This window comes from Devosia sp. CAU 1758 (assembly GCF_054482695.1).
Map to the genome: position 1 here is coordinate 916,003 of NZ_JBTLRJ010000001.1, position 24,274 is coordinate 940,276.

Genomic DNA, 24,274 nt, shown 5'->3' on the forward strand with positions numbered 1-24,274 from the left:
TGCGCGGATCGGATCAGTGGGGTCTCAAAGGCTTCACTTTTCCATATCGGGGCAGACGTAGGGAACCAGAGCCGGGGCAAAGCGCTGGGCCTCGGCGCCACCCACAAGCTTGAGATTGAGCACCAGCTCGTCCGCCGTGAGCGACGAGATGTCGGCGCTGATGGTCATGCCATCCTCTTCCCAGGAAATCTCGGTCTCGGACACCTGCTGCCATTTCGAGAGGCGATAGGTCTCCCAGCAGGAATCCGACACCATGGTGCCGTCGGCCAGGAAGATGTGCATGACGCCGGGCAGGGCGGAGGCATCGTCCTGCTTTACCCAGACCCGGTTGAGCAGAGGATTGTCCTCGCGGACATCGCCTTCTTCGGCGGCTGGTTCGGCTTCCTGGGCGATGGTCGGAACGGCCGCGCAGGCGCCGACGCCCCAGACGGTGATCAGGGCAAAAATGGCGGCCTTGGTATCCATGAGATTCTCCCGTGCTCCTGCCTCACGTGGGCATCAGTCAAGCAGGCTGCAAGGGTAGCCGCGTGAACAGGGCAAAATTTGGTTCGCCCTGTGTCGCTGCCGCGGCTTTACGTGCGGATGCCCAAAGCCTTGTCGTGACCCTCGACGCGACGTGCCTGTACCGGCCATAGCGTATAATCGCCATCGAGGGTGCGCGCGGCGTGGACAGCCCAGTTCGGATCATCGAGGGCGCCACGGGCCAAGGCGATGAAATCGGCCTCGCCCCGCTCGAGAATGGCCTCGGCGGCCGCCACATCGCCAAGCAGGCCCACGGCCATGGTCGGGATGCCGGCGCCCGCCCTGACGGTTTTCGAGAACGGCACCTGATAGGCCGCGGTCGAGGCGATACGCCCCTGGGCGAAACCGCCGCTGGAGCAATCGATGGCGTCAACGCCGCGGGTCTTGAGTTCGCGCGCCAGCACGACGCTGTCTTCCGGGGTCCAGCCGCCCGGCGCATTGTCGCTGACCGAGAAACGGGCCAGCAACGGCTTGTCCTCGGGCCAGACGGCACGCACCGCCTCAGCAATTTCGAGCACCAGCCGCATGCGGTTTTCGAGGCTCCCGCCATATTCATCGGACCGATGGTTGGAGAGCGGCGAGAGGAACTGGTTGAGCAGATAGCCATGGGCGGCGTGGATTTCGACGGTATCGAACCCGGCCTTTTCGGCGCGCAAGGTGGCGGCGACGAAACCATCGATCACCCGTTTGATGCCGGCTGCGTCGAGTGCGGTCGGCACCTGGAAATCGGGATTGGCGGGATCGTGCGACTCGGCGCTGGGGGCAACCGGCTGCCAATGCTCATAGCCGGCGGCCTGGCGTTGCTCCTCGGTCACCAGGTCATCCGGCCCGCGCCAGGAGACCGGCGTCGAGGCCTTGCGGCCGGCATGGGCCAGCTGGATGCCGGCAGCGGCGCCCTGGCTATGCAGGAAGTCGACTATGCGGGCGAGGGGGGCGATCTGCTCGTCCTTCCACAGGCCCATATCGCCATAGGAAATGCGCCCCTCCGGCACGACGCCGGTGGCTTCCACGATCACCAGCCCGAAGCCGCCTAGGGCAAAGCGCCCCAGGTGCACGAAATGCCAGTCATTGGCGAACCCGTCGATGGAGGAATACTGGCACATGGGCGCCACCACGGTGCGGTTGCGCAGGGTGAGGCCGCGCAGGGTGACGGGCGAGAGAAGCTTGGACATGAAATTTCCTTGGCCGAACGGGGCTGTAGTCAATAGACCCTACATGCCTGTTTCGCACTCCATCGGCAAGTGCCGATGATTGAACACTGTGTTGCGGCGGGGGCAGGCCTGAGAGTAGGCTCGGGCGGATTGCAGCTGTCCGGAGACGTCATGACCATCACCGCCCGGCGGTTTCGCGAGCTGCTCTCTTTCGAGGATCGCGGCGTCACCCTGGTGTCGAGCGAGTCCGTATCGATGGGCGACTATCTCATCGAGCATCTGCGCCTCAGGATTGGCGAGGACGTCGTGCGCGGTATTCTCACCCGCCCGACAGAGATCTCGGGGCCGCTGCCGGCCATTCTCTACGGTCATTCCCATGGCGGCCTCTATGCCATGGGCGCGCGCGAACTGCTTGATGGGCGGGACTATCTGGTGAGCCCGCTGGGGCCGGTCTTTGCTCGGGCAGGCTATGTGACCCTTTCGATCGACATGCCCATCTTCGGCGAGCGCGCGACGGTGACCGAGAGCTTTGCCGCCAAGGCGCTGCTCTGGCAGGGCAAGTCGCTGTTCGGGCAGATGCTGAGCGACCATGCCGCGGCGCTGACCTATCTGATGGGCCGCGACGATGTCGATGCGGGCCGGATCGGGGCCTTCGGCCTCTCCATGGGCTGCGTGCTGAGCTATTGGCTGGCGGCCGTGGACAGGCGGATTTCGGCGGTGGCGCATCTCTGCTGCTTTGCCGATTTCCGCACCATGATTGCCCTGGGCGCGCATGACGGGCACGGTATCTATCTCACCGTGCCGGGCCTGTTACGGGAGACCGATGGCGGCGCCATTGCCGCGCTGATTGCCCCGCGCCCGCAATTGATCTGCGTGGGCGAAGCCGATCATCTCAGCCCGCCCGAGGCGGTCGCCCGCGCCATGGCGGATCTGCGCCCGGCCTATGCCGAAACGCCGGACAGGCTGGAATTTGTCAGCGAACCGGGCATCGGCCACCAGGAAACGCCCCGCATGCGGGCGGCGGTGCTGGAGTTTTTCGCGAAATATCTGGCCTAGGCGAGGCCGACCAAGTCCATGGCCCCGCGCAGCAGGTCGGGATTGGTCCAGAGCATATAACCTCCGAACACCAGCGCGGCGATCAGCGCCAGGCCGAACAGTTTCTTCATCACCGAAAAGACGAGCCAGAGCAGGATCGCGGCGCCAATGCCGAGGACGAAAAGGCTTGAAAAATCGGTCGGCATGGAAAGTCTCTGTTGGACGGGTTGCTGGTGTCTAGGGCAGGGGCGTGCCCAGATTGTGGCGGGGCGGACCCGATGCGCCAGCGGGCCAAAGTCTTGAATGGAGCGGCTCAGGTCTCCACGTGAGACACAACCAAGGAGACCCGATGACCGCCGACCGCAACTACGCCCAGTACGATATCGAAAAGAAGTCGCTTCTCGTCGCCTATCTGCTCTGGTTCTTCCTCGGCTATGTCGGCGCGCACCGCTTCTATCTCGGTCGCCCGCTCAGCGGCTTGGTCATGCTGGCGCTCTCCGGCGTCATCCTCGTGCTGACCCTCATCAGCTTCGGCGTGCTCGGCTTCCTCTGGGCCATTGTCGGCCTCTGGTGGCTCATCGACGCCCTCCTCATCCCCGGCATCGCTGCGGGAAGGAATAGCCAGATTGCGGATCGGGTGCTGGGGAGAAGGTGAGGGGGCTTGAGCCGAAAGAATCGACTTTTGGGGTGAGTTTCAGACGGACGCTTTACCGGGCTGACGGTTCTGATTTGTGGTGCGGGCTTACTCATTGGCGGATCACCAGTTAGTCTCCGCTCGCTGGAGCATGGGGTGGTGTGCTGATGTCGTTGCGAGAAGATTGGTTTGCTATCAGGGCGCGTATTGACGCCCTCATTGCCTCTGCTCGATTGGCGAATGAGTTGGCTCACAAGGAGACCAACCTGTCCGCCATCGACAAGTCGCTATTTGCGCGACTTGTCGAAATTGTTCAGCTAACTGAGGAGTTCACCTGGGTTCAATATCCCTCGATGCCCAAGCCCTTGTTCGACGCGTTTGGGCGACAAGACAGGCTGCGAGCCATCACTCGGAGCGAACCCGGCATGCAGATGCGAGCGATGCTTCTACTTGAAGGATTGGTCCTTCTCCAAGCGTTGGCCGCAGAAGTGACCCAGCTATTGAGCGATGGTCAGGCTGACCTGACGTCGCGCACTGAGAGGGCGATACTTCATTTGCGGTGGTCGATTGCCACCGACGATGTCGCCCGAAGCAGGTGGCAAGCCGCGTATGAATCGGGAGAGACTGCTTGCGAGGCGCTCGGCGCTGTTCACTTGTTGCAGCATGGAATCTACGCCTTCAAGGCGCACTCCAAATCGGCGAGAACAGATTTGATATCTCACGAGCCTGTCGATGAGATCGTCGCTTCGCGTACCGCAGAGGGCATGGTGCTCACCGAATGGAAAGTCGTAAAATCTCAGTCGGGCGTAGATGCCAAGTTGCATGATGCGGCAATCCAGTCCGATGCCTATGCTCAAGGCGTACTGGGCGGACGAGAGCTCCGATCGGTAAGGTATCTCGTGGCGGTGACAGAAAAGCAGATGGACGTGCCTCCCGACTTGGTCCGCGATACGTACGTGTACAGACATCTCAACATCGCGGTCGCCCCCGTGTCCCCGTCCCAACTGGCCGCAACGCTGCGTACTCAGTAGACTGGATGGGCCGTGCCTTCGACATTCTCGTCGCCGGTCAGCCAATTTGCCGCGCCCGCTTTGACGTGGCTCTCCGAGTGTCTGGGCACCGGCAACTTTCGGGAATGCCCGTAGCGCAATTAACGACCGCGATGGGTCGAATCCGGCCGACTAGGTAACGCGTGAACCCCTACCCGGCCTCCGCCTGAAGAAGGGGGAGGAGCAGGCTTGGGGCCTTCACAGATAGCGAGCCAAACGCGAGGCTTCTCCTCCCCCTTGACGGGGGAGGCAGCGACGCTGGGCCCGAAGGGCCGTAGCAGAGCTGGTGGGGGTGCATCACGCACTGGTCGCGAGCAACTGACATCCTGCTCGCGATCCCCCCACCCCAGCCCTCCCCGCGAGGGGGAGGGAGTCGGATCGAGTATGCCAATCCAAAAACTTATCCCCGCCCTCTCAACCCTCCCCCATAATCCCCCCATCACTCCCGCGCGGACGGACTGCAGCGAACTTTGCGGGGGGAGCCGGGCGTAGCTGGGTCGCTCCAGTTGCGCGATTAGGAAGCGGTCACCCTGCGACGAGCGTTCAATGGGGACCGAGACCTATGCGAAAAACCGGTGTCCCGAGGCGGCGACGTCTCTATCTATTAAAACTTACTGAGACGCACGCGCCTCGGGACACGTCCATTTTCGAGAACCGGAGGCCGCGAGGCGATCCGGCGCGCGGCCACGTCCATTGCCCGGAAAGACACACCACCTCCACCACAAGCCCCAAAATTCCACTTGCCACGAACCGTACCGTACGGTACGCCCTTAATCAGGAAAGGCAGCGCGGCATTTGGCTGTCCTTTGAAGCGAAGAGGTTGTCGTGGCCCTGGCCATCAAGGTCAACGAAGAGACATTCACCCCCCGGCAGCAGGCAGTGCTGACGGCGGCGCTGGATTTGCTCGTCGAGAATGGCGATGGCCTCACCATGACAGCGGTGGCGCGGCGCGCCTCATGCTCCAAGGAAACGCTCTACAAGTGGTTCGGCGACCGCGACGGGCTGCTCACCGCCACCGTGCAATGGCAGGCGGCCAAGGTGCGCATGCCCTTTGTCGACCGCAGCCATCTCAACCTCAAGGCCCTGCGCGCCAGTCTCGAACAGTTTGCGCGTGACCTCTTGACCACCATCATCGGGGAAGTCTCGATCACCCTCAACCGCACCGCCATCACCCATGCGGCGCAGGAAAAGGATGATCTGGGCAATATCGTGCTGGAAAACGGCCCCATGGCCATTCGCCGGCGGTTGAAGCCCATTCTCGAAGCAGCGCGTGACGCGCGGCTGCTGCGCTTCCCCTCGAGCGAGGAAGCCTATCGCACCTTTTTTGGCCTGGTCGTTCGCGATGTGCAGATCCGTCTGCTGCTCGGCGACAAGGCCCTGACCCAATCCAATGTCGAAGCCAACATCGAAGCCGATGTGAAGGCCGCGGCGGATCAGTTCCTGGCCCTTTACGGGGCCAAGGCGAATAGCTGAAACAAATCGCACAAATTTCAGGGAGAACCCCAATGCGCGTCTATTATGATCGTGATGCCGATCTGAACATCATCAAGTCCCGCAAGGTGGCCATTATCGGCTACGGTTCGCAGGGCCATGCCCATGTGCTGAACCTGCGCGATAGTGGCGTCACCAATGTCGCCGTGGGCCTGCGCCCCGGTTCGCCGTCCGCCCGGAAGGCCGAGAGCGAAGGCCTCAAGGTCATGAGCGTTGCCGAGGCGTCCGCCTGGGCCGATGTCATCATGCTGCTCACCCCCGATGAGCTGCAGGCCGACATCTACAAGGAACATATCGAGCCCAATATCCGCGACGGCGCCGCTTTGGCCTTCGCCCATGGTCTCAACGTGCATTTCAACCTGATCGAGCCCAAGTCGACCGTCGACGTGATCATGATCGCCCCCAAGGGCCCGGGTCACACCGTGCGCGGCGAATACCAGAAGGGTGGCGGCGTGCCGTGCCTGATCGCCGTCCATCACGATGCTTCGGGCAATGCCCATGACATCGCCCTGGCCTATGCCTCGGGCGTTGGCGGCGGCCGTTCAGGCGTCATCGAGACCAATTTCCGCGAGGAATGCGAGACTGATCTCTTCGGCGAGCAGGTCGTGCTCTGCGGTGGCCTGGTCGAGTTGATCCGCGCCGGCTTCGAGACGCTGGTGGAAGCCGGCTATGCGCCAGAAATGGCCTATTTCGAATGCCTGCATGAAGTGAAGCTGATCGTCGACCTGATCTACCAGGGCGGCATTGCCAACATGAACTACTCGATCTCAAACACCGCCGAGTGGGGTGAATATGTCACCGGCCCGCGCATCATCACGAGCGAAACCAAGGCCGAGATGAAGCGCGTGCTGCACGACATCCAGTCGGGCAAGTTCACCTCCGAGTGGATGCAGGAAATCAAGTCCGGCGGCGGCGCCCGCTTCAAGGCGACCCGTCGCCTGGCCGACGAGCATCCGATCGAGGAAGTCGGCGGCAAGCTTCGCGACATGATGCCCTGGATCAAGGCCGACGCCCTGGTCGACAAGGCGAAGAACTAAGTCGACTTGATCGATTGAATTGAAAGGCGGGTCTTCGGGCCCGCCTTTTGCTATTGCGGGCGGCGGCCCCAGGCAATGCGCGCCCAGAGCCGTTCGTGGAGGATGAAGCAGACAAAGCCGCAAAGGGCCCCAAGCCCCTGAAGCGGCGCAATGGGGAGCCTTATTGACGCGGGAGGTGCGGTGATGGCTCGCGAGACGAAACCTGCAATCTCACTCGGCTTCTCATCCGCGCGTAAAAGTCCTAGAAGTTCGGGCACATTAGGAGGCGAGTCATGGCGTTGCCAGAATTTCCGGTCGAGGGTGGGTGTTCGTGTGGCGCGGTGCGCTACCGCCTCAAGGTGTCGCCGCTGTCGGTCTATAATTGCCATTGCAAGGATTGCCAGCGCTATTCGGGTGCGGGCTGGTCGATGTCGATGATCGTCAAGGACGATGATTTCGAGGTGCTGTCGGGCGAGACCGAGCGCTATGACCGCACTGCCGACAGCGGCAATGTCATTGCCATGCATTTCTGCGCCAATTGCCATACCTGGCTTTGGAATGTGCCGCCTGCCGGAGGCATTAAGGTGGTGCGCGCTGGTTCGCTCGACAATCTCGACTGGGCCGCGCCGGTGGGCAATATCTGGACCGACAGCAAGGCCGCCTGGGCACAAATCGACCCGACCCAGGCCAATTTCAACAAGGGCATCGCGGACCGCACGCCGCTGTTCGATGCCTGGACGCGCTTCCACCAGGATTGAGACATGAATACCCCGGAAGAGATCGTGCTGGTCAAGCGCCAGGAAACCGAACTGATGCTGCCCGAATTTGACGAGGCCGTGGCCTTCAAGATCGGATCGATGATCTGGAACCGGGCATTGAAAGAGAACCTGTCGCTGGTTGTGGATCTGCGGACCTGGGACCGGCAATTGTTCTTTTCGGCCACACCAGGCACCGGCGCCGACAATACCGAATGGGTGCGTCGCAAGATAAATTCAGTTCGCCGTTTCCAGCGCGCCACCTACCGGCTGGTGCTTGAACGTGGCGAGGGGCCATTCTCGGTGCAATCGGGCGTCGATCCGGCAGATTATGTCATCGCCGGCGGCGGCTTCCCGATCCGCGTGGCAGGGGCAGGGATTATCGGCGCGTTGACCATTTCCGGCCTGCCGGGCCGCAGCGATCACGGCGTTGCTGTTGACGCTCTCTGTGACCACCTGAGCATGTCACGTGCCGACTATGCCCTGCCAGAGGTTGCAAATTGAAGCTACCCTATCTGATCCTCGATGTGTTCACCCGGACGCCACTCAAGGGCAATGCCCTGGCCGTTGTGCCCAAGGCCGACGGGCTGATGGACAATGAAATGCAGGCCATTGCCCGCGAGTTCAACCTCAGCGAGACGGTGTTCATCTGCAAGCCGCAGAACGAGCGAAACAGCGCCTGCCTGCGCATTTTCACACCCTTTGAAGAATTGCCCTTTGCCGGGCATCCAACCGTAGGCGCCGCTGTGACATTGGGCCTCAACAGCCGCGCTTCCGCCATTCGCATGGAGGAAAAGGTCGGGTTGGTGACGGCGTTGTTCGAGCGGATCGACCGGCGTACCGGCGAGGCGCGCTTCACCCTGCCGCGCCTGCCGTCGCGCATTGCGGACCTGCCTGACCGGTTGGGCATCGCACAGGCGCTGGGGATCGAGGTCGATGAGATCGGCTGCGACATGTTCAAACCGGCTGTCTTCTCGGCCGGGGTCACCTTCCACCTGATCCCGGTGCGCGACGGGAAAGTTCTTAAGCGGATCAGCGTCAACCGCACGGCCTGGAACAGCGTGTTCCAACACGACCATCATTCGGCCTATGTCTTCACCCTCACTCCAGAGGAGCGGGACAATGACATCGCCGCGCGCATGTTCGGCATGGGGCTGGGAGAAGACCCTGGCACTGGCTCGGCTGCTGCGGCCCTGATCGGGCTGCTGGCCGAGCAGGAACTGGGCACCGGCCAGGCGGATTATGTACTGCGCCAGGGTCATGAAATGGGCCGGCCCTGCCGGATCACCCTGCAGTCGCGCAAGGAAAGCGACCAACTCGTGCACGGCGCCATTGGTGGACATGCGGTGGTGGTGGGTGAAGGGGTGCTTGACCTCGAATGACCTTTCCCGCCAACCGCCGAGAGTGCTAATATCCGCCTTGGGGACTAGCAACAGTGGGACAGGCGATGGACATCGTCATCAATCTACTCATCTGGGCACATATCGTGGCATTTGTCGCCGGCGGATCCAATTCTGTTGTCGGCCCGGTGATCGGTGCTCGCATGGTTGGTGCTTCGCCTGAACAGCAGGCAGGTTATTTCGGGGTGATGAATGCGCTGGCGCAGGTGGGCAAAGTGGCCATGGTAGCACTGCTCGTCACCGGCCCGCTGATCATATTCATGAAATATGGTGGCCTGGGCGGCGCCTCGATTTGGTTCTGGATCAAGACGGCACTGGTGGCCCTGATGCTGGCGTCCATCATCTATGGCGGCATCCAGTTCAAGAAATCGCAGGGTGGCGACATCGAAGCGGGGAAAAAGGCCGGCCTGGCGCACAAGATCACGGGTCTGTCTTTCCTCGGTGTCCTGCTGGCGGCGGTCTTCGCCTTCAACTGACCGGACGGTCAAAGAAAAGTAACATTATCCGAGCGCGCGGACTTGCACCGACAGGCGGATTCGCGCATTGTTTGGTTCACCGAAAAGCGTACCAGAGCGTATATGATGCAGCGCCGCAGCGCCAAAGCCATGGCCATCGCACAAACTCAGGAGCGTAACCGCGCCCTGATGATTGCTGCTGGCCTGCTGCTGCTGCCCGCCGCGCTTCTTCTCCTTCTTATCAGCCCCTGATCACCGGCAGCTCGAACAGTCGAGCGGGTCGTCAGGGGAATGCGCCATCAACCGAACATCCAGCAATGTCCGGTCCAGAGAGCCATTGCGCCGGGGCCGATAGGAATAGAGAACGACAATGTCCGTCGACAGCAATAAAGACCGCGTCTTCATCTTCGACACCACCCTGCGCGACGGCGAGCAATCGCCTGGCGCCACGATGACGCTGGAGGAAAAGCTCCAGGTTGCCGAAGCGCTGGACGAAATGGGCGTCGATATCATCGAGGCCGGTTTCCCCATCGCCTCCAATGGCGATTTCGAGGCTGTCGTGGCCGTGGCCAGGCAGGTCAAGAATGCCACCGTGGCGGGCCTCGCCCGTGCCATCACCGCCGATATCGACCGTGCCGGCGAGGCCGTTCGGCATGCCAGGAAGGGCCGCATACATACCTTTGTCTCGACCTCGCCCATTCATCTGGCGCACCAGATGAAGAAGACCGAAGACGAAGTGATCGAAATCATCGCGCGTACCGTGGCGCAGGCCCGCAACCTGGTCGACGATGTGGAATGGTCGGCGATGGACGCCACCCGTACGCCGCTGGAATTCTTGAAGCGCTGCGTCGAAACCGCCATCAAGGCTGGTGCCACCACCATCAATCTGCCCGATACGGTTGGCTATGCGGTGCCGGAAGAGCATTATTCGATGTTCAAGACCATCATCGAGAGTGTTCCCGGCGCCGACAAGGCGATCTTCTCGGTGCATTGCCATGATGACCTGGGCATGGCCGTGGCCAATTCGCTGGCCGGTGTGGCCGGTGGCGCGCGGCAGATCGAATGCACCATCAACGGGCTCGGGGAACGCGCCGGCAATGCAGCGCTGGAAGAAGTCGTGATGGCTCTGCGCACCCGTGGCGACGCCATGCCGTTCTATACCGAGATCGACAGCACCCATCTGGCGCGCGCCAGCCGTGTGGTGTCGGCGGCATCGAACTTCCCTGTGCAGTACAACAAGGCCATCGTTGGCAAGAATGCCTTCGCCCATGAGAGCGGCATCCACCAGGACGGCATGCTCAAGAATGCCGAGACCTACGAGATCATGACCCCGGCCAGTGTCGGTATCAAGGAAACCACGCTGGTCATGGGCAAGCATTCGGGCCGCGCTGCGTTCAAGGACAAGCTCAAGGAAATGGGCTACGAACTGGGCGACAATGCCTTCCAGGAGGCGTTCCAGCGCTTCAAGGACCTGGCGGACCGCAAGAAGCATGTTTACGACGCCGACATCATCGCATTGGTGGATGACGAGGTGGGCTCGGTCGGCGACCGCATCCGGCTGGTGGACATGGAAGTCGTTTCAAAGACTGGCGGCGTGCATCGGTGCGATCTGACGGTCACTATAGATGGCGAACAGACCAAGGTGTCCTATGAGGGGACGGGGTCGGTGGACGCGATCTTCAACGCCATCAAGGCGGCTTCGGGACAAGCCCCTCATCTGGTGCTCTACGCGGTCGACGGTGTCACAGGCGGCACCGATGCGCAGGCCTCAGCCCATGTGCGCCTGGAAATGAACGGGCGTATCGCCTCGGGCAATGCCGCCGAGCCGGATACGCTGGTGGCCTCGGCCCGCGCATATCTCAATGCGCTCAACCGTGTGATGATCGAGCGTGGGGCTTCGGCCCAGGGCGCGCTGGCGGGGTGACCCCATCGCGGGGCGCAGAAGAACCCGACCGTGGTCGGGTCCAGATTGTACATGGATGCAGGGCTGGCACGTGGGCGAACAGCTTGCGGCCAGCACCGAAAGCTGGTCTAGCCTGATTGGTGCGCGGGGGTTTTTCGGACGATGGCATGTTGAGCTGGGGCGAGTTTCGTGGGGCGCTGCTGGCGCTCGGCGCACTTCTGGTTTTCGTCCTCGCAGTCATTGCCTTTCGGCCCGGACTGCCGGGCGAGTTGCTGCTGCAATCTCTGCGTTTTCATCTCGTCGCATGCGGCATCTTGCTGGCACTCGCCGTCATATTGGTGGGGGCGCGCTGGCGTGGCGTGGTTTTGCTGGCCATTGTACTGGCGGCAGGTCTGCATGGGTTGACCTATGTGATGGAGTTCCAAGGCCGACGGGTCGGGCATGCCGCCGCCCCGCTGGCGCAGTTCCGCTTTCTCAGCTTCAACGTGCTCGCCAACAACCGGCGGGCAGAGGCACTGGTCGAGACGGTCCTGGCCGATCCACCTGACGTTATGCTGGTCATGGAGACGCCCGGGGTCGAGGAGCACCTGGCACGGCTGGCCGAAGTCCTGCCCTATCAGGCCGGCTGCGACATGCCGCAGAACTGCGACATTTCCCTGCATTCCCGTTTCCCGTTCGAGGATGTGGTGGTGACCAATTTGCCGCCGCTGGGTCGCGAGAGGCTGGTGGTGGGGCGTATCAGGATCAACGAGAAGCCCGTGACGATGGTCGGTGTGCATCTGACCAAACCCTATTACGACAACACGGCGGACATCGAATTGCGCAGCATTGATCGGGTTCTCAGCGGTATTGACGGTCCCGTCGTCTTGGCCGGGGACTTCAATTCGGCATCCTGGTCGGAACCGTTGGCGCGGGTCGGGCAGCGGCAGGGGTTGGCGCCTGGACCGACGCAGCCGGCAACCTGGCCGGTTCCGTTCGGTCCTCTAGGCGTGCCCATCGACAATGTTTTCACCCGTGGTTCGGCGCAACTCATCACCCTAGAAGCCGGCGACAGCCTTGGCTCGAACCATCGCCCGCTCTGGGCAGAGGTCGGGCTTTACGGCGCCGACTGAGCCTTTCCGAGCGCAATCGGCAGGGCTTCCGCCAGGATATCGAGCGCGGCCTCGGGGCCGGCGCTGATGCGGATGTGCTGGTCGAGCCCCGGCGCCGCAGGTTTGCGGACAAAAACGCCCTGTTCGGCCAGGCGCTCCAACACCGACACCGCAAACACTCCGTTGCGTCCGCAGTCTATGGCCACGAAATTGGTGGCCGAAGGCCGTGCGAGGAGACCGTTTTGCGTCGCAATGTGGGCGATGCGCGTCCGCGCCGCGCCGATGGCGTCCACCGCCCAGCGCAGATAGGCCTGGTCATCCAGGGCCGCGAGGGCCGCCACCTGTGCGGCCTTGTTGACCCCAAAATGATTGCGGACGCGGTTGAATGCGCCCACCAGCCGGCGATGGCCTATGGCATAGCCGCAGCGCAGCCCAGCCATACCATAGGCCTTTGAGAAGGTTCGCAGGCGCAAGAGGTTGGGGCGTTCGGCGTCGATGGGTAGCGGAGGCTCCGGTGCGGTCTCCATGTAGGCTTCATCGAGAACGATGAGGCAGCTTTCCGGCACGGCAGCAATGAAACGCTCAATATCGGCAGCGGGCCAGAACGAGCCCATGGGATTATCGGGGTTGGCGAGGTAGACCATGCGTGCATTGGTCTGGCGCGCCAGGGCAGCCAGCGCCTCGGGGTCTTCATGAAGACCCTTATATGGCACGAAGCGCAGGTCGCCGCCAAAGCCTGTCACATGATAGTTGAAGGTGGGGTAGGCACCCAGCGAGGTCACCACAATGTCGCCCGGCGCGATGAACAGGCGCACCAGCAGTCCCATCAGCCCGTCAATGCCTTCGCTGATCGTCACCTGGTCATTCGCAACGCCTAAATGCGCGGCCAGCGCCGATCGCAGCGCATAGTTCTCTGGATCGGGATAGGTCCAGAATTCCGGGGCTGCCTCGCGCAGGGCGGCAATCACGCGGGGGCTGGGCCCGAAGCCGGACTCATTTGCGCCGATGCGGGCGCGCGTTGCTATTCCTGTGCGGCGCTCAATAGTCTCCGGCCCCACGAAGGGAACGGTCTCGGGAAGGGGATCGATGATGGTGGTAAAGGGGGGATGAGACACGGCAAGACCCTGGACTGCGATTCCAGCGATCTTAACCCAGCACGCGGCGCATGGCAGCCATGAGCCGAGGTCCAGAATTTTCTGCCCCCGGTGTTTTGCACAGGCCTAAGCTCTATCGTTCATTGCGGAATCCCCGTCATCCGGGGGGCTGAGGCACAAAGACGTCATCCGGCATTTTGAATTAAATGCGATCTGCGGCCGCAAGATGTCGAGAACTATGGCAGCCCAGTTTGGAAGTGCGCCTGTGCAAGGCGATTCTGCGATCATTTCATCTCAAGGAGACTGCGCGTGCCTCCCACCTACGTGCTTGCGCGAGACCATCTTCAGCGGGCCGCCACCATATTGCAGGGGGCGGACCAACGATCGCGTCAATTGCGTCACATCATCGAGCGAACCATCGGGCTCATGGAAGAATTTCGGCCCGAAGAGCCGACATCCACCAGCAACGTGCTGGAACTGGATGACTATCGGCATTTACGTCAGTAAGCTTGGCGCCCGGCCTCCCCGGCCGGGTGCCGCACGGGACTCCGAATTGCGGGCCTCAAACATTATCCACACAATCTGCCTTTGAGTGCTGGACAGTGTGGAATCGCTTTGGTAGAGAGGCGCCACTTTGGTGACGGCGGTTCACAAACCGCCCTCGGGTGCATAGCTCAGTTGGTAGAGCAGCTGACTCTTAATCAGCGGGTCCAAGGTTCGAGCCCTTGTGCACCCACCAAAGTCTCCCCCATTTGAATTTCTTGGTCAGATGCTCTCACTTCGGTGAGGTCGCGCGTCTTGGATGATAGCAGCGCCGACCAGGTTGTCTCGCTGACGCTGCCGGACGGATTTGATGATTGCCGATTGCCCAAGATGGCGGGTGGTTTGTCGGGGTAGCTGATGACGGCCTGTTCCATTTTTTGCTCGGCTCGTGTCCAGCCTGTCACCAAGCTGTCCAGTCCGGGCTGAAACCCCCTCTAATCTTGAACTTTCGTCTGTTTGGGCATCATGCCCCCTTGATGTGCAGGCCGCGCGGCGGTAGCAGCGTGGCACTTCTCAGTGGTTTCCCCGCAAGGACATATTATGTTCGGTATCGATCCGAGTTTTCTAACTTCGCTCATGCAGGTTATCATGATCGACCTGGTGCTGGCGGGGGACAATGCGGTGGTGATCGGCCTTGCCGCAGCGGGGCTTGCCCCAGACTTGCGCCGCAGGGCCATTCTCATCGGTATTCTGGCTGCGACCGGCCTGCGCATCGGCTTTGCGCTCATCACCACTCAGCTCCTCTCGCTTGGCGGCGGACTGCTGATCGCCGGCGGCATCCTGCTGCTCTACGTCTGCTGGAAGATGTATCGTGAGCTCAGCGTCTCGCACGCGGAGGAAGGCGAAGCGACCGAAGCGCTCTCGGACGCTGACCACAACGCCGATGGTACCGTAGCTGGCAAGGCGCCGAAGAAGTCTCTCCGTCAGGCCATCATCCAGATCATTATCGCCGACGTGTCGATGTCGCTCGACAATGTGCTTGCCGTCGCCGGCGCAGCGCAGCACCACACCGAAGCGCTGATCTTTGGCCTCGCGCTCTCCGTGGTGCTGATGGGTGTCGCGGCGACCTTTATTGCCCGCCTGCTGCATCGCTTCCGCTGGATTGCCTGGGTCGGCCTGGTCATCATCCTCTTCGTGGCCGTCCGCATGACGCTCGAAGGTCTGGGCGCCTTTGTCGACATTCCGGCCATTCCGCTGCTCTATACGCCGCATGAACTGGGCGCTGCCGCTGCGCACTAACGGCGTGAGCCGTTCGAGCATTGCGTCTCCAGTCACGCCGCTGGCGTGGTTGGCCCCTCTGGGCGGTTCGAAGTTTGGTAACCAATGCCGCAGGTTTGCGGCATTTGCTTCGCAGGGATAGGGATTTACACACCCTGCGGGGCTAGTTTTCGGCTGAACGCATCTAGCCGGAAGCGCCGCCATGTCCATCACCGCCGGAATGAATCAAGACCATACGTCGTCCGCGTTGCAAACCATGGAACGCGCCGATCGTCCGGCGCTGATCACGCGCAAGGTCGATGGGCGAGACTGGGATGCCATCATCTCGGGCTTTGATGGCATTTGCCAGGAACAGCTTTTTGCCTTTGCCTCGATCCGCTGGCCGGGGGTCACCCCCGAGCCTCGACTGTTCGAACGCAACGGTCGAATTGTTGGTGGCGCGCTGGTCATGGTGCAGCGCTTGCCCCTCGGGCTGGCCAGTATCGCCATCATCAAATGGGGGCCCATGCTGGCAGATGCCCACGCCGCGAATGCGGCAGCGCTGTATGCTGGCATGATCGAGTCCCTGGTTGCCGAGTATGCGCGTGAGCGCGGCATGATGCTGTCCATCCTGCCCCACGCCTCGGTGCTGGAGCATAATGGCGAGTATCAGCGCCTGCGCGCGCGCGGCTTCAAACGCGGCGCCCTGCTGCGCTTTCCCGAACGCTATTTGGTCAACCTGCGCCTCAGCGATGAAGCGCAGCGCAAGAGTTTTGGTCAGACCTGGCGGCGACAGCTCAACAAGGCAGCCAAGTCCGATCTCAGTTTCGAACATGCCGGGTCCGAGCGCCTGGACGATTTCAAGACCCTTTATGCGGCGATGAGTGATCGCAAGCAGTTCCCGGACTATTCCGCCTTCGACACGCTTGATGCGCTGATGGCCATGGACGAGCAGTTGCGGCCCGAACTGTTCTTCGTGCGTCACAAGGGAGTACTGGTTGCCGGGGCGCTAATCTTCAAGGCGGGAGATCGAGCCGTCTATCTCTATGGGGCCACCAACGAAAGGGCGCTGCCGTTGCGCGCCGGCTATTTCATGCACTGGCACATTATCCGCTGGCTGCGCGACCACACCCGCGCCAGCTGGTACGACCTAGGCGGCACTGATGGCTTTCAGGGCCTGCACCAGTTCAAGAAGGGCATGGTGGGCGACGCCGGGTTGATCCGGCCGGTTCCGCCGGTCGCCAATTTTGCCTCGCGACCGCTGGCCTACGCGTTTGGGGCAGGGGCCTTTGCGGCGCGCGAAGCCTTTAACGCCTTGCGGCGTCGTATTGAATTGGTCCGGCCCTCTAGGGCCCGGCCCGATCAGATGCCCTCGCCATTGCCTGTGGAATTCCAATGAGCCTAGCGCGGCGTCTGGCGTCGCAATCCAGCATCATCTTTGGCGGACGCCTGTTTGGTGCCGGACTTATCTTTTTGGTGCAGGCCTTCATTGCGCGCGCTTGGGGCGCAGCCATCCTGGGCGAATATCTGATCGTCATAGCGACCGTGAATCTGATCGCTGTCGCCATGCCGCTCGGGTTCCAAACCATTGGCACCTATTTTGCTGCTGAATACCGCGCCCGTGGCGATCGGCGACAGCTCGTGGCATTTGTCATGCGGGCCTATGGCCACGTAGCCATCGTCTTCCTGGCGTTACTGGCGGCGGGGCCGACGCTGCTCGGCTGGCTGGGCCAGGGTGAAAGCGTGGTAGCCGCCCACTTCGTGCCGGTGGCGTTCCTGGCCCTTGCTACGGCGCTGGTTTACGTCAATGGCGCGGTGCTGGTCGGCCTCAAACGCCCCTTTGCCGGCTTCTTCGCCGATGGCATCTTCCGCCCGATGATGGTGCTGGCGACCGTGCTGGGCTGCGCGGCGATGCTGAATGCGCCGATCAACGCCTTTGCCGCCATGCTCTGGGTCACCGCTGCTGGTTATGTCCTCATCGCGCTGGTGCATCTTGGCTTCGTCATCACCACTCTTCGCCGTCTGGATGAGACGGCCGCGGTGCGGTCGGCGGAAACTCCGCGCTGGTGGCGCTTCGCCGCGCCTTGGGTGCTCATCACGTTGGCGACCGACTTCTTCTTCGATATCGACCTGCTGCTGCTAGCTGGTCTCCTGGACCGCGAGGAACTCGCTATCTTCGGCGTCTGTACCCGCATCTTCTCGTTGGTTTCATTTGGCGTGGCGGCGGTCTATGCCGTAATCCTGCCCGACATGTTCGAAAGCGAGGCGAATGCCGATCGCGCGTCGTTCCATCGTAAGGTAGGCGAAGCCAATCTGGCGGCGAGCCTGGTGTCGATTAGCCTGTTCGTGCTCGTGGTCATCGGTGCGCCCTTTGCTCTGTTGCTGTTCGGTCCGAGTTTCGTCGCCGGCGCGCTGCCCCTGGCAATCCTCTGCCTGGCTCTTGTCGTTCGGTCGGCCATGGGTCCTGCTTCGATGGTGCTGTCCATCCATGACCGTCCCTGGGCCAGTCTACCGGCCGTGCTTTTGGGCATGGGCACGCTCGCTCTGGGCAATGTCCTACTGGTGCCGCCATTCCACCTGGTTGGTGCGGCCATGGCGGCCATCATCGCCATTTCTGTCTGGTCGGTGTCTCTCTGGCTGGTGGCGCTCAGGACCGCCAAGATCGACGTTTCGATTTTGCAGTGGTTCAAGTCGCGACGGACGGTGGCAGCGGCGGAGTAACTCTCAGGCGCCCACCAATTCCCTGATCCGGTTCTTGATCCGGCCCAGCCTGCCGACATAGCCGCTGTCATAGCCAACGTCGAGCCGGGTGTAAAACTTCTCGATCAACAGGTAGTCCTGGCCAAAAATGTGTTGTTCGAGCAGTGCCGTTTCCTTGTAGCCGTAGCGCTTGAGCAGCATGCGCGCGACCTCGTTTTCGGGGCGCACGAAGGTGTAGGCCTTATGAAAGCGCGTATTGTCCCAATGGGCATCGAATTCACGCATGCCGAACATGCCCAGCTTGGTCTGGCGATGGCTGGGGAACACCCAGCTCCAATAGCGAAAAAGCGATCCGCATTCGGGGCCCGAGACCATGGCGCCGCCCGGCACACCATCGGCACACATCAGCATGATGTGCCAGGGGTCAATAGCCAGCAGGCCCTTGAGGAATGTCTTGTTAAGCCGGTCAGTCTCGTGCTGCTTGAAGCGGTCGTTGTAGTGCGGCGATTGCTGAATCACATCGCTCAGCTCGCGATGGACAAGATCGATGTCCGCATGGGTGGCGGCGCGGATGGTCATTTCGGCCATGGGGCGGCTCCTTGCGGCGGCAGTCCACTGCGCCGCCCTTGCAACAGCATAATTGGCTGCGGTTAACACCCTGTGCCCTGCCGCATCGGCACTGGGTCTTGCCCGAATAACCTATTGAGTCGCAGGCACAAGCACTTGCCGCCATGGGGGCGCGTCTCTAGAACGGTTCTCGGGAGAGACTAGGGAGGATGACGATGAGCGACCAGCTCTTATTCCAGCCAAGCGCGGCCGCGATCGCGCGCACCCATACCACGGCCGAGCAGTATGACGCGCTTTATCAGCGCTCGATCACGGACCCTGACGGGTTCTGGGCTGAGCAGGCCAAACGCCTCGATTGGGTGACGTTTCCTAGGACGATCAAGAACACCACGTTCGAATATCCCAATGTCTCGATCAAATGGTTCGAGGACGGGGTGCTCAATGTTTCCTACAATTGCATCGACAGGCACCTCGAAACCCGCGGCGACCAGACGGCGATCGTCTGGGAAGGCGATATTCCCGGCACCGACGACAAGGTGACCTATCGGCAGTTGCACCAGCGGATTTGCCGTTTCGCCAATGTGCTCAAGGCCAATGGCGTCAACAAGGGCGACCGCGTCACCATCTATATGCCCATGGTCATCGACACCGCCGTGGCCATGCTGGCCTGCTCGCGCATCGGCGCGGTGCATTCGGTTATCTTTGGCGGTTTCTCGCCCGATTCCATCGCCGGTCGCGTCAAGGATTGCGGCTCCACTATCATTCTCACTGCCGATGAAGGCCGCCGTGGTGGCAAGACCATTGCCCTCAAGAAGAACGTCGACGAGGCGCTCACCAAGGTCGATGGTGTTGAGCGGGTCATTGTGGTCAAGGTCACCGGCAATTCTGTCGCCATGCAGGATGGCCGCGACGTCTGGTATGCCGATGAGGCCGTCAAGGTCGAGGCCGACTGCCCGCCCGAGCCGATGAATGCGGAAGATCCGTTGTTCATCCTTTATACCTCCGGCTCCACCGGCAAGCCCAAGGGCGTGCTGCACACCACCGGCGGCTATCTGCTCTATGGGTCGCTGACCCATCAGCTCAGCTTCGACTATCGCGATGGCGAAGTGTTCTGGTGCACCGCCGACGTCGGCTGGATCACCGGCCACACCTATATCGTCTATGGTCCGCTCGCCAATGGCGCCACCACGCTGATGTTCGAAGGCATTCCGACCTGGCCCGACGCCAGCCGCTTCTGGCAGGTGGTGGAAAAGCACAAGGTCAACATCTTCCATACCGCACCCACGGCCATCCGGTCGCTGATGGGGGCTGGCGCCGACTTCGTCGACAAGCATGACATGCCGACGTTGCGCCTGCTCGGCACGGTGGGTGAGCCGATCAATCCCGAAGCCTGGCTCTGGTATAACAAGCATGTCGGCAAGGAGCGCTGCACCATTGTCGATGCTTGGTGGCAGACCGAAACTGGCGGCCACATGATCGCGCCATTCCCCGGCGCCATCGCCACCAAGCCGGGTTCAGCGACCAAGCCTTTCTTTGGCATCCAGCCTGAAATTCTCTCGCCCGAAGGCAAGCTGCAGGAGCAGACCAAGGCCGAGGGCGTCATGGTGATCAAGGACAGTTGGCCGGCGCAAGCACGCACCATCTGGGGCGACCACGAGCGCTTTGTCTCGACCTATTTCGAAACCTACAAGGGCAATTACTTCACCGGCGACGGCTGTCGTCGCGATGAGGATGGCTATTACTGGATCACGGGTCGCGTCGACGACGTGCTCAATGTCTCGGGTCACCGTCTCGGCACTGCCGAAGTGGAAAGCGCTCTGGTTGCCCATCCCAAGGTCTCGGAAGCGGCAGTCGTCGGGTTCCCGCATGATCTCAAGGGGCAGGGCATCTATTGCTATGTCACCCTGATGGCAGGTGAGAGCAGCAGCGACGAACTGCGGGTCGAGCTGCGCAATTGGGTGCGCAAGGAAATCGGACCGATTGCGTCACCCGACTTCATCCAGTGGGCGCCAGGCCTGCCCAAGACCCGTTCGGGCAAGATCATGCGCCGCATTCTGCGCAAGGTCGCTGAGAACGATTTTGGCTCGCTGGGCGATACATCAACACTGGCGGACCCTACGGTGGTCGACGACCTGATCGCCAATCGGCAGAACAAGCCGGCCTGAACGGATCGACATTTGGGCGGGGTCCTGTTTGGCCCCGCCCTGTCTTGGCCTGTTGAAACACCTTCTCTTGATGGCGGTCCCGGCTGCGCCCTAATCGATCGCGGGACCATTGTCTTGCCGCCGTTTGCTGGGCAATGTGCCACTCCCGATTCACAATCCGGTGGCCTCGTTTGCTGCGTTCTTTTCTTGCATTGTTCGCCCTGCTCGTCCTGTCTCCCGCCGCCTCGGCTGCCACGCTCGAGCAGATGGCGGGACAGATGATTATTGTTGGTTTCGAGGGTGATGGCGCCAGTGATGCCGGTGTCGGTGCAGTGACGGAGGATATTGCTGCCGGGCGGCTGGGCGGGGTGATGTATCTCAGGAAGAACGTCTCGAGCCTTGCCAATGTGCGCGAGATGAATGCCGTGTTCCGCGCTGCTGCCTCTGACCTGCCGCCGTTCATCACGCTCGACCAGGAGGGTGGGGCTGTGGAGCGGCTGACCAAAGATGTTGGTTTTACCGAGATTGCCAACGCCGCCACACTGGCCGCCAACAATGGTCCGGAGGAGGCCGAGGCGATCTACGCCCGCATGGCAGCGGGCATTGCCAGAGAGGGATTTTCGGTCAATTTCGGTCCGGTGGCCGATCTCAACACCAATCAGGACAACCAGATCATCGCGCGCTTTGGCCGGTCCTTTTCGGCCGATCCAGACACGGTCATCGCCTATGACGCGGCCTTCATCGCGGCTCATCATGCTGCGGGCCTCGTAACTGCGCTCAAGCATTTTCCTGGGCACGGCTCCTCCACGGCCGACAGCCATGAAGGATTTGTCGATATCACCAGGACCTGGTCGCCCGACGAGTTGCGGCCCTACGAGGTGCTGATCAAGCAGGGTCTGGCCGACATGGTGATGGTGGGCCATCTCTACCATGCCGATTATGCCGACGATGATGGCCAGACCCCGTCGTCGCTATCGCCGCGCTGGATCAACGGCGTGCTGCGCGGTGAGCTGGGTTTCGACGGCGTGGTCATCAGTGATGATCTTGAGATGGGCGCCATCCGCGACCATTTCACGCTCGAAGAGACGGTTGTCCAGGCGGTCCGCGCCGGCATGGACGTATTGCTGTTTTCCAACACGGCGGACTATAGCCCGGGGCTGGCCAGCGAGGTGCTGGATATCCTGCTGACCGAAGCCGAGGCCGATCCGGCTTTTGCAGCGCGAATTCAAGAGAGTTATGGCCGCATTGTTGCACTGAAGGCGCGGCTCGACTGATGCGGCTTTCCCCGGCTTTCTCCTCGCCGATGTTTCCAGAGCCAGTCCTGGCCTGTAGGATGCGTGCCCGTGACCAGGAGGCCCAAGGCTGATGTCGGAAGACCGCGAGATCCGGCGCGTTCGGGCGCTGTTCCTGTCCGACGTCCATTTGGGCATGAAGCCGATCCGCTGCGCACAACTCACCGATTTCCTGCGCCAGCACGAGGCCGAGACCATCTATCTGGTCGGCGACATTGTCGATGGCTGGCGACTGGCCAAGCAATGGCACTGGCCCGCGCAATATAACGAGCTGATCCAGATCATGCTCGACAAGGCCGCTGCCGGCACCCGCATCGTCTATCTGCCGGGCAATCATGACGAGTTCCTGCGCGAATATCTGGGCACCTATTTCGGCGAGATCGAGCTCGTGGACCGTACCATCCACACCTCGGCGACCGGCAAGACCTATCTGGTCATCCATGGCGACCAGTTCGACGTGGTGGTGATGAATGCCAAGTGGCTCGCCCATGTGGGGGACTGGGCCTATAACGCGGCGTTGCGCGTCAATATCGCCATCAACTGGGTGCGGCGGCGGCTGGGGCTGCAATACTGGTCGCTCAGCGCCTGGGCCAAGCAGAAGGTCAAGAATGCCGTGTCGGTGATCGGGCGCTTCGAGGAGGCACTGGTGCATGAAGCCAAGGAGTCCGGCGTCGATGGGGTGATCTGCGGCCATATCCATTTTGCCGACATCCATGACCGGCTGGGCATCCAGTACATCAATACCGGCGACTGGGTGGAAAGCTGCACGGCCATTGCCGAAACGCACGATGGCGCATTCGAGCTGATCAAGTGGACCGAAATGGTGACCGGGGAAGCCCGGAAGCTGAAATTGCGTCGCGTTTCGGGGCAATAAATTGCCAATCTGTAACGTTGCTAGGCTCTGCGGGCAAAAGCGGTCCTGCAGGCGCAATTGCCTCTTGCCTCGGGGGCGCTTCCGAGTCACTGGAGGAAACGCGGCGCAATTTCCTCGCGCCGGGAGTCCTTTTCCATGCCGTCGGCCTTTTCGCGCTGGGATTCGCCCGAGCTGCGCGCGTCCATTTATCAGTTTACCGTCTATCTGCCCGGCGGTGTCGCTTCTGTCTTCCTCGGGATCTGGCTGAGCGAGCATGGCATCCCCGCCGACCAGATCGGCATCATCAACGCGCTGCCGACCCTGTGCCTGCTGCTGCTGAATATGATCGTGGGGCGGGTCGCCGACAAGGCAGATGACTGGCGTTCGGCGCTGATCGTCATTTCCATATTGTCGGCGCTGGCGCCGCTGCCGCTTTATTTCGCCTCCGAGTTCTGGGGCATATTGCTGGTCTGGGCGCTGTGCGCCACCAGCAATGGGCTGGTGGCGCCGGTGATCGATGCGGCAACCGTGCGCATGACGCGCCGCAATGGCACCGATTTCGGGGTCATCCGCGCCTGGGCCACGGTAGGCTATGTGTTTGGTGCGGGCGGGCTGGGCTTGTTTCTCAATACGCTGGGCTCCGAGGCTTTCGTGACGCTCTATGTGATCATGGTCGTGGCGCGGGCTGGGCTCGCCTATCTCCTGCCGCGCTTCCGCGCTCCGGCGCCACAGGTAACGCTGGCCGACGCCGCGGCCGATGTCGTGGCCCCGCCCAGCCGGTTGCGCGATGCCTTGCAGCCCTGGTTCGTGCTGCCTCTGCTGGCCTTTGCGCTGGTCAACTCGTCCAATGCGATCATCGGCAGTTTTGGCGCGCTGCTCTGGCACGAAAATGGTATTCCGAGCTATTTCCTTGGACCTCTCCTCGGCTTTGCCGCTGTGGGCGAGGCGGTGCTGATGTTTGCGTGGCGGCGGTTCGGGGGGCGGGTCACTGCCCGTAACATGATCCTGGCCGGGGCCATCGCGGGCCTCGTCCGCTTCACCATCATGGCCTTCAACCCGCCCGTCGAAGTGCTGTTCATGACGCAATTGCTGCATGCCTTCAGTTTTGGCCTGGGCTATTTCGGCGTGGTGCACTTCATCGCCAACTGGACCAATGAGGCCAATGCGGCCGAGGCGCAGGGCTTTGCCAATATGCTCAACATGGCGATGGCGATGACGGCGCTGATCGTGTTCGGCGTGCTGGTCGAGCACTTTGCCGCCTATGCGTTCTTCTATTCGACCGTCACCTCGCTACTAGCCGTTGGCTGCGTGCTGCTGTCGCTGAAGATGCGTCCACCCAAGTCGCTGGTGGGGTAGGGGTATTGCGGGTGGCCGGCATTGTC

Annotated in this window: 25 protein-coding genes and 1 tRNA gene; 21 read left to right on the forward strand and 5 right to left on the reverse strand. The window is 61.8% G+C overall.

Going from position 1 to position 24,274, the window contains the following annotated elements:
- Window positions 1–33: 33 nt before the first annotated feature.
- Complete coding sequence (locus tag ACXYMS_RS04545; protein WP_458904045.1) at window positions 34–465, reverse strand: hypothetical protein; 432 nt, start codon at window positions 463–465, stop codon at window positions 34–36.
- A 107-nt stretch (window positions 466–572) separates the two neighbouring features.
- Window positions 573–1,694 (reverse strand): NADH:flavin oxidoreductase/NADH oxidase, encoded by a 1,122-nt coding sequence (locus tag ACXYMS_RS04550; protein WP_458904047.1) that lies wholly within the window; start codon window positions 1,692–1,694, stop codon window positions 573–575.
- Between the two features lie 150 nt (window positions 1,695–1,844).
- On the opposite strand from ACXYMS_RS04550, the gene ACXYMS_RS04555 reads away from it, so the two are divergent.
- The gene (locus ACXYMS_RS04555) at window positions 1,845–2,729 is read left to right on the forward strand and encodes an alpha/beta hydrolase family protein (RefSeq protein WP_458904048.1); all 885 of its coding nucleotides are present in this window, start codon (window positions 1,845–1,847) and stop codon (window positions 2,727–2,729) included.
- Here ACXYMS_RS04555 and ACXYMS_RS04560 read toward each other — a convergent pair.
- On the reverse strand, window positions 2,726–2,914 hold the full coding sequence (locus ACXYMS_RS04560) for a hypothetical protein (RefSeq protein WP_458904050.1): 189 nt from the start codon (window positions 2,912–2,914) through the stop codon (window positions 2,726–2,728). The genes ACXYMS_RS04555 and ACXYMS_RS04560 overlap by 4 nt on opposite strands.
- Window positions 2,915–3,057: 143 nt before the next feature.
- Here ACXYMS_RS04560 and ACXYMS_RS04565 point away from each other — a divergent pair, with 143 nt between their 5' ends.
- From ACXYMS_RS04565 to ACXYMS_RS04615, 11 genes are all read left to right on the forward strand, one after another.
- Window positions 3,058–3,363 (forward strand): TM2 domain-containing protein, encoded by a 306-nt coding sequence (locus ACXYMS_RS04565; protein WP_458904052.1) that lies wholly within the window; start codon window positions 3,058–3,060, stop codon window positions 3,361–3,363.
- Window positions 3,364–3,509: 146 nt separating this feature from the next.
- Window positions 3,510–4,373 (forward strand): hypothetical protein, encoded by an 864-nt coding sequence (locus ACXYMS_RS04570; RefSeq protein WP_458904054.1) that lies wholly within the window; start codon window positions 3,510–3,512, stop codon window positions 4,371–4,373.
- An 843-nt stretch (window positions 4,374–5,216) separates the two neighbouring features.
- Complete coding sequence (locus ACXYMS_RS04575; protein ID WP_458904055.1) at window positions 5,217–5,864, forward strand: TetR/AcrR family transcriptional regulator C-terminal domain-containing protein; 648 nt, start codon at window positions 5,217–5,219, stop codon at window positions 5,862–5,864.
- 32 nt (window positions 5,865–5,896) lie between these two features.
- Complete coding sequence (gene ilvC / locus ACXYMS_RS04580) at window positions 5,897–6,919, forward strand: ketol-acid reductoisomerase (RefSeq protein ID WP_458904056.1); 1,023 nt, start codon at window positions 5,897–5,899, stop codon at window positions 6,917–6,919.
- Window positions 6,920–7,191: 272 nt separating this feature from the next.
- On the forward strand, window positions 7,192–7,656 hold the full coding sequence (locus tag ACXYMS_RS04585; protein WP_458904058.1) for a GFA family protein: 465 nt from the start codon (window positions 7,192–7,194) through the stop codon (window positions 7,654–7,656).
- A 3-nt stretch (window positions 7,657–7,659) separates the two neighbouring features.
- Window positions 7,660–8,157, forward strand: coding sequence for a heme-degrading domain-containing protein (locus tag ACXYMS_RS04590; protein ID WP_458904059.1), 498 nt, complete (start codon window positions 7,660–7,662; stop codon window positions 8,155–8,157).
- Window positions 8,154–9,035 carry a PhzF family phenazine biosynthesis protein gene (locus ACXYMS_RS04595; RefSeq protein ID WP_458904061.1) on the forward strand — a complete coding sequence of 294 codons (882 nt, stop codon included), beginning with the start codon at window positions 8,154–8,156 and terminating at the stop codon, window positions 9,033–9,035. Before ACXYMS_RS04590 ends, ACXYMS_RS04595 begins: the two co-directional genes overlap by 4 nt.
- A 65-nt stretch (window positions 9,036–9,100) precedes the next feature.
- Entirely contained in the window at window positions 9,101–9,529 is a 429-nt protein-coding gene (locus ACXYMS_RS04600; protein ID WP_458904063.1) for a hypothetical protein, read from the forward strand.
- A 102-nt stretch (window positions 9,530–9,631) separates the two neighbouring features.
- A complete protein-coding gene (locus ACXYMS_RS04605) occupies window positions 9,632–9,760 on the forward strand; it encodes a hypothetical protein (protein ID WP_458904064.1) in 129 nt (42 codons plus the stop codon).
- A gap of 118 nt (window positions 9,761–9,878) precedes the next feature.
- Window positions 9,879–11,432: a 2-isopropylmalate synthase gene (locus tag ACXYMS_RS04610; protein ID WP_458904065.1), complete on the forward strand. Its 1,554-nt coding sequence runs from the start codon at window positions 9,879–9,881 to the stop codon at window positions 11,430–11,432.
- A gap of 146 nt (window positions 11,433–11,578) precedes the next feature.
- A complete protein-coding gene (locus ACXYMS_RS04615) occupies window positions 11,579–12,523 on the forward strand; it encodes an endonuclease/exonuclease/phosphatase family protein (protein ID WP_458904067.1) in 945 nt (314 codons plus the stop codon).
- Here the strand turns inward: ACXYMS_RS04615 and ACXYMS_RS04620 are convergent.
- Window positions 12,508–13,617, reverse strand: a complete 1,110-nt coding sequence (locus tag ACXYMS_RS04620; protein ID WP_458904069.1) for a pyridoxal phosphate-dependent aminotransferase — start codon at window positions 13,615–13,617, stop codon at window positions 12,508–12,510. The two genes, ACXYMS_RS04615 and ACXYMS_RS04620, sit on opposite strands and share 16 nt — an antisense overlap.
- A 288-nt stretch (window positions 13,618–13,905) precedes the next feature.
- On the opposite strand from ACXYMS_RS04620, the gene ACXYMS_RS04625 reads away from it, so the two are divergent.
- The 5 genes from ACXYMS_RS04625 (at window position 13,906) to ACXYMS_RS04645 (ending at window position 18,057) form a co-directional block, all read left to right on the forward strand.
- Window positions 13,906–14,103 (forward strand): hypothetical protein, encoded by a 198-nt coding sequence (locus tag ACXYMS_RS04625; RefSeq protein ID WP_458904071.1) that lies wholly within the window; start codon window positions 13,906–13,908, stop codon window positions 14,101–14,103.
- A 156-nt stretch (window positions 14,104–14,259) separates the two neighbouring features.
- A tRNA-Lys gene (locus ACXYMS_RS04630) sits at window positions 14,260–14,335 on the forward strand.
- Window positions 14,336–14,679: 344 nt separating this feature from the next.
- Window positions 14,680–15,378 (forward strand): YjbE family putative metal transport protein, encoded by a 699-nt coding sequence (locus tag ACXYMS_RS04635; RefSeq protein WP_458904073.1) that lies wholly within the window; start codon window positions 14,680–14,682, stop codon window positions 15,376–15,378.
- Between the two features lie 181 nt (window positions 15,379–15,559).
- Window positions 15,560–16,735, forward strand: a complete 1,176-nt coding sequence (locus tag ACXYMS_RS04640) for a lipid II:glycine glycyltransferase FemX (RefSeq protein ID WP_458904075.1) — start codon at window positions 15,560–15,562, stop codon at window positions 16,733–16,735.
- Window positions 16,732–18,057: a lipopolysaccharide biosynthesis protein gene (locus ACXYMS_RS04645; protein WP_458904076.1), complete on the forward strand. Its 1,326-nt coding sequence runs from the start codon at window positions 16,732–16,734 to the stop codon at window positions 18,055–18,057. Before ACXYMS_RS04640 ends, ACXYMS_RS04645 begins: the two co-directional genes overlap by 4 nt.
- 3 nt (window positions 18,058–18,060) lie before the next feature.
- Here the strand turns inward: ACXYMS_RS04645 and ACXYMS_RS04650 are convergent, their stop codons facing one another.
- The gene (locus ACXYMS_RS04650) at window positions 18,061–18,624 is read right to left on the reverse strand and encodes a hypothetical protein (protein WP_458904077.1); all 564 of its coding nucleotides are present in this window, start codon (window positions 18,622–18,624) and stop codon (window positions 18,061–18,063) included.
- Window positions 18,625–18,818: 194 nt separating this feature from the next.
- On the opposite strand from ACXYMS_RS04650, the gene acs reads away from it, so the two are divergent.
- From acs to ACXYMS_RS04670, 4 genes are all read left to right on the forward strand, one after another.
- Window positions 18,819–20,768, forward strand: a complete 1,950-nt coding sequence (acs, locus tag ACXYMS_RS04655; protein WP_458904079.1) for an acetate--CoA ligase — start codon at window positions 18,819–18,821, stop codon at window positions 20,766–20,768.
- A gap of 170 nt (window positions 20,769–20,938) precedes the next feature.
- Complete coding sequence (locus ACXYMS_RS04660; RefSeq protein ID WP_458904081.1) at window positions 20,939–22,021, forward strand: glycoside hydrolase family 3 N-terminal domain-containing protein; 1,083 nt, start codon at window positions 20,939–20,941, stop codon at window positions 22,019–22,021.
- A 91-nt stretch (window positions 22,022–22,112) separates the two neighbouring features.
- Entirely contained in the window at window positions 22,113–22,913 is an 801-nt protein-coding gene (locus ACXYMS_RS04665) for a UDP-2,3-diacylglucosamine diphosphatase (RefSeq protein WP_458904083.1), read from the forward strand.
- 135 nt (window positions 22,914–23,048) lie between these two features.
- The gene (locus tag ACXYMS_RS04670) at window positions 23,049–24,248 is read left to right on the forward strand and encodes an MFS transporter (protein WP_458904085.1); all 1,200 of its coding nucleotides are present in this window, start codon (window positions 23,049–23,051) and stop codon (window positions 24,246–24,248) included.
- The last annotated feature ends 26 nt before the right edge of the window (window positions 24,249–24,274 follow it).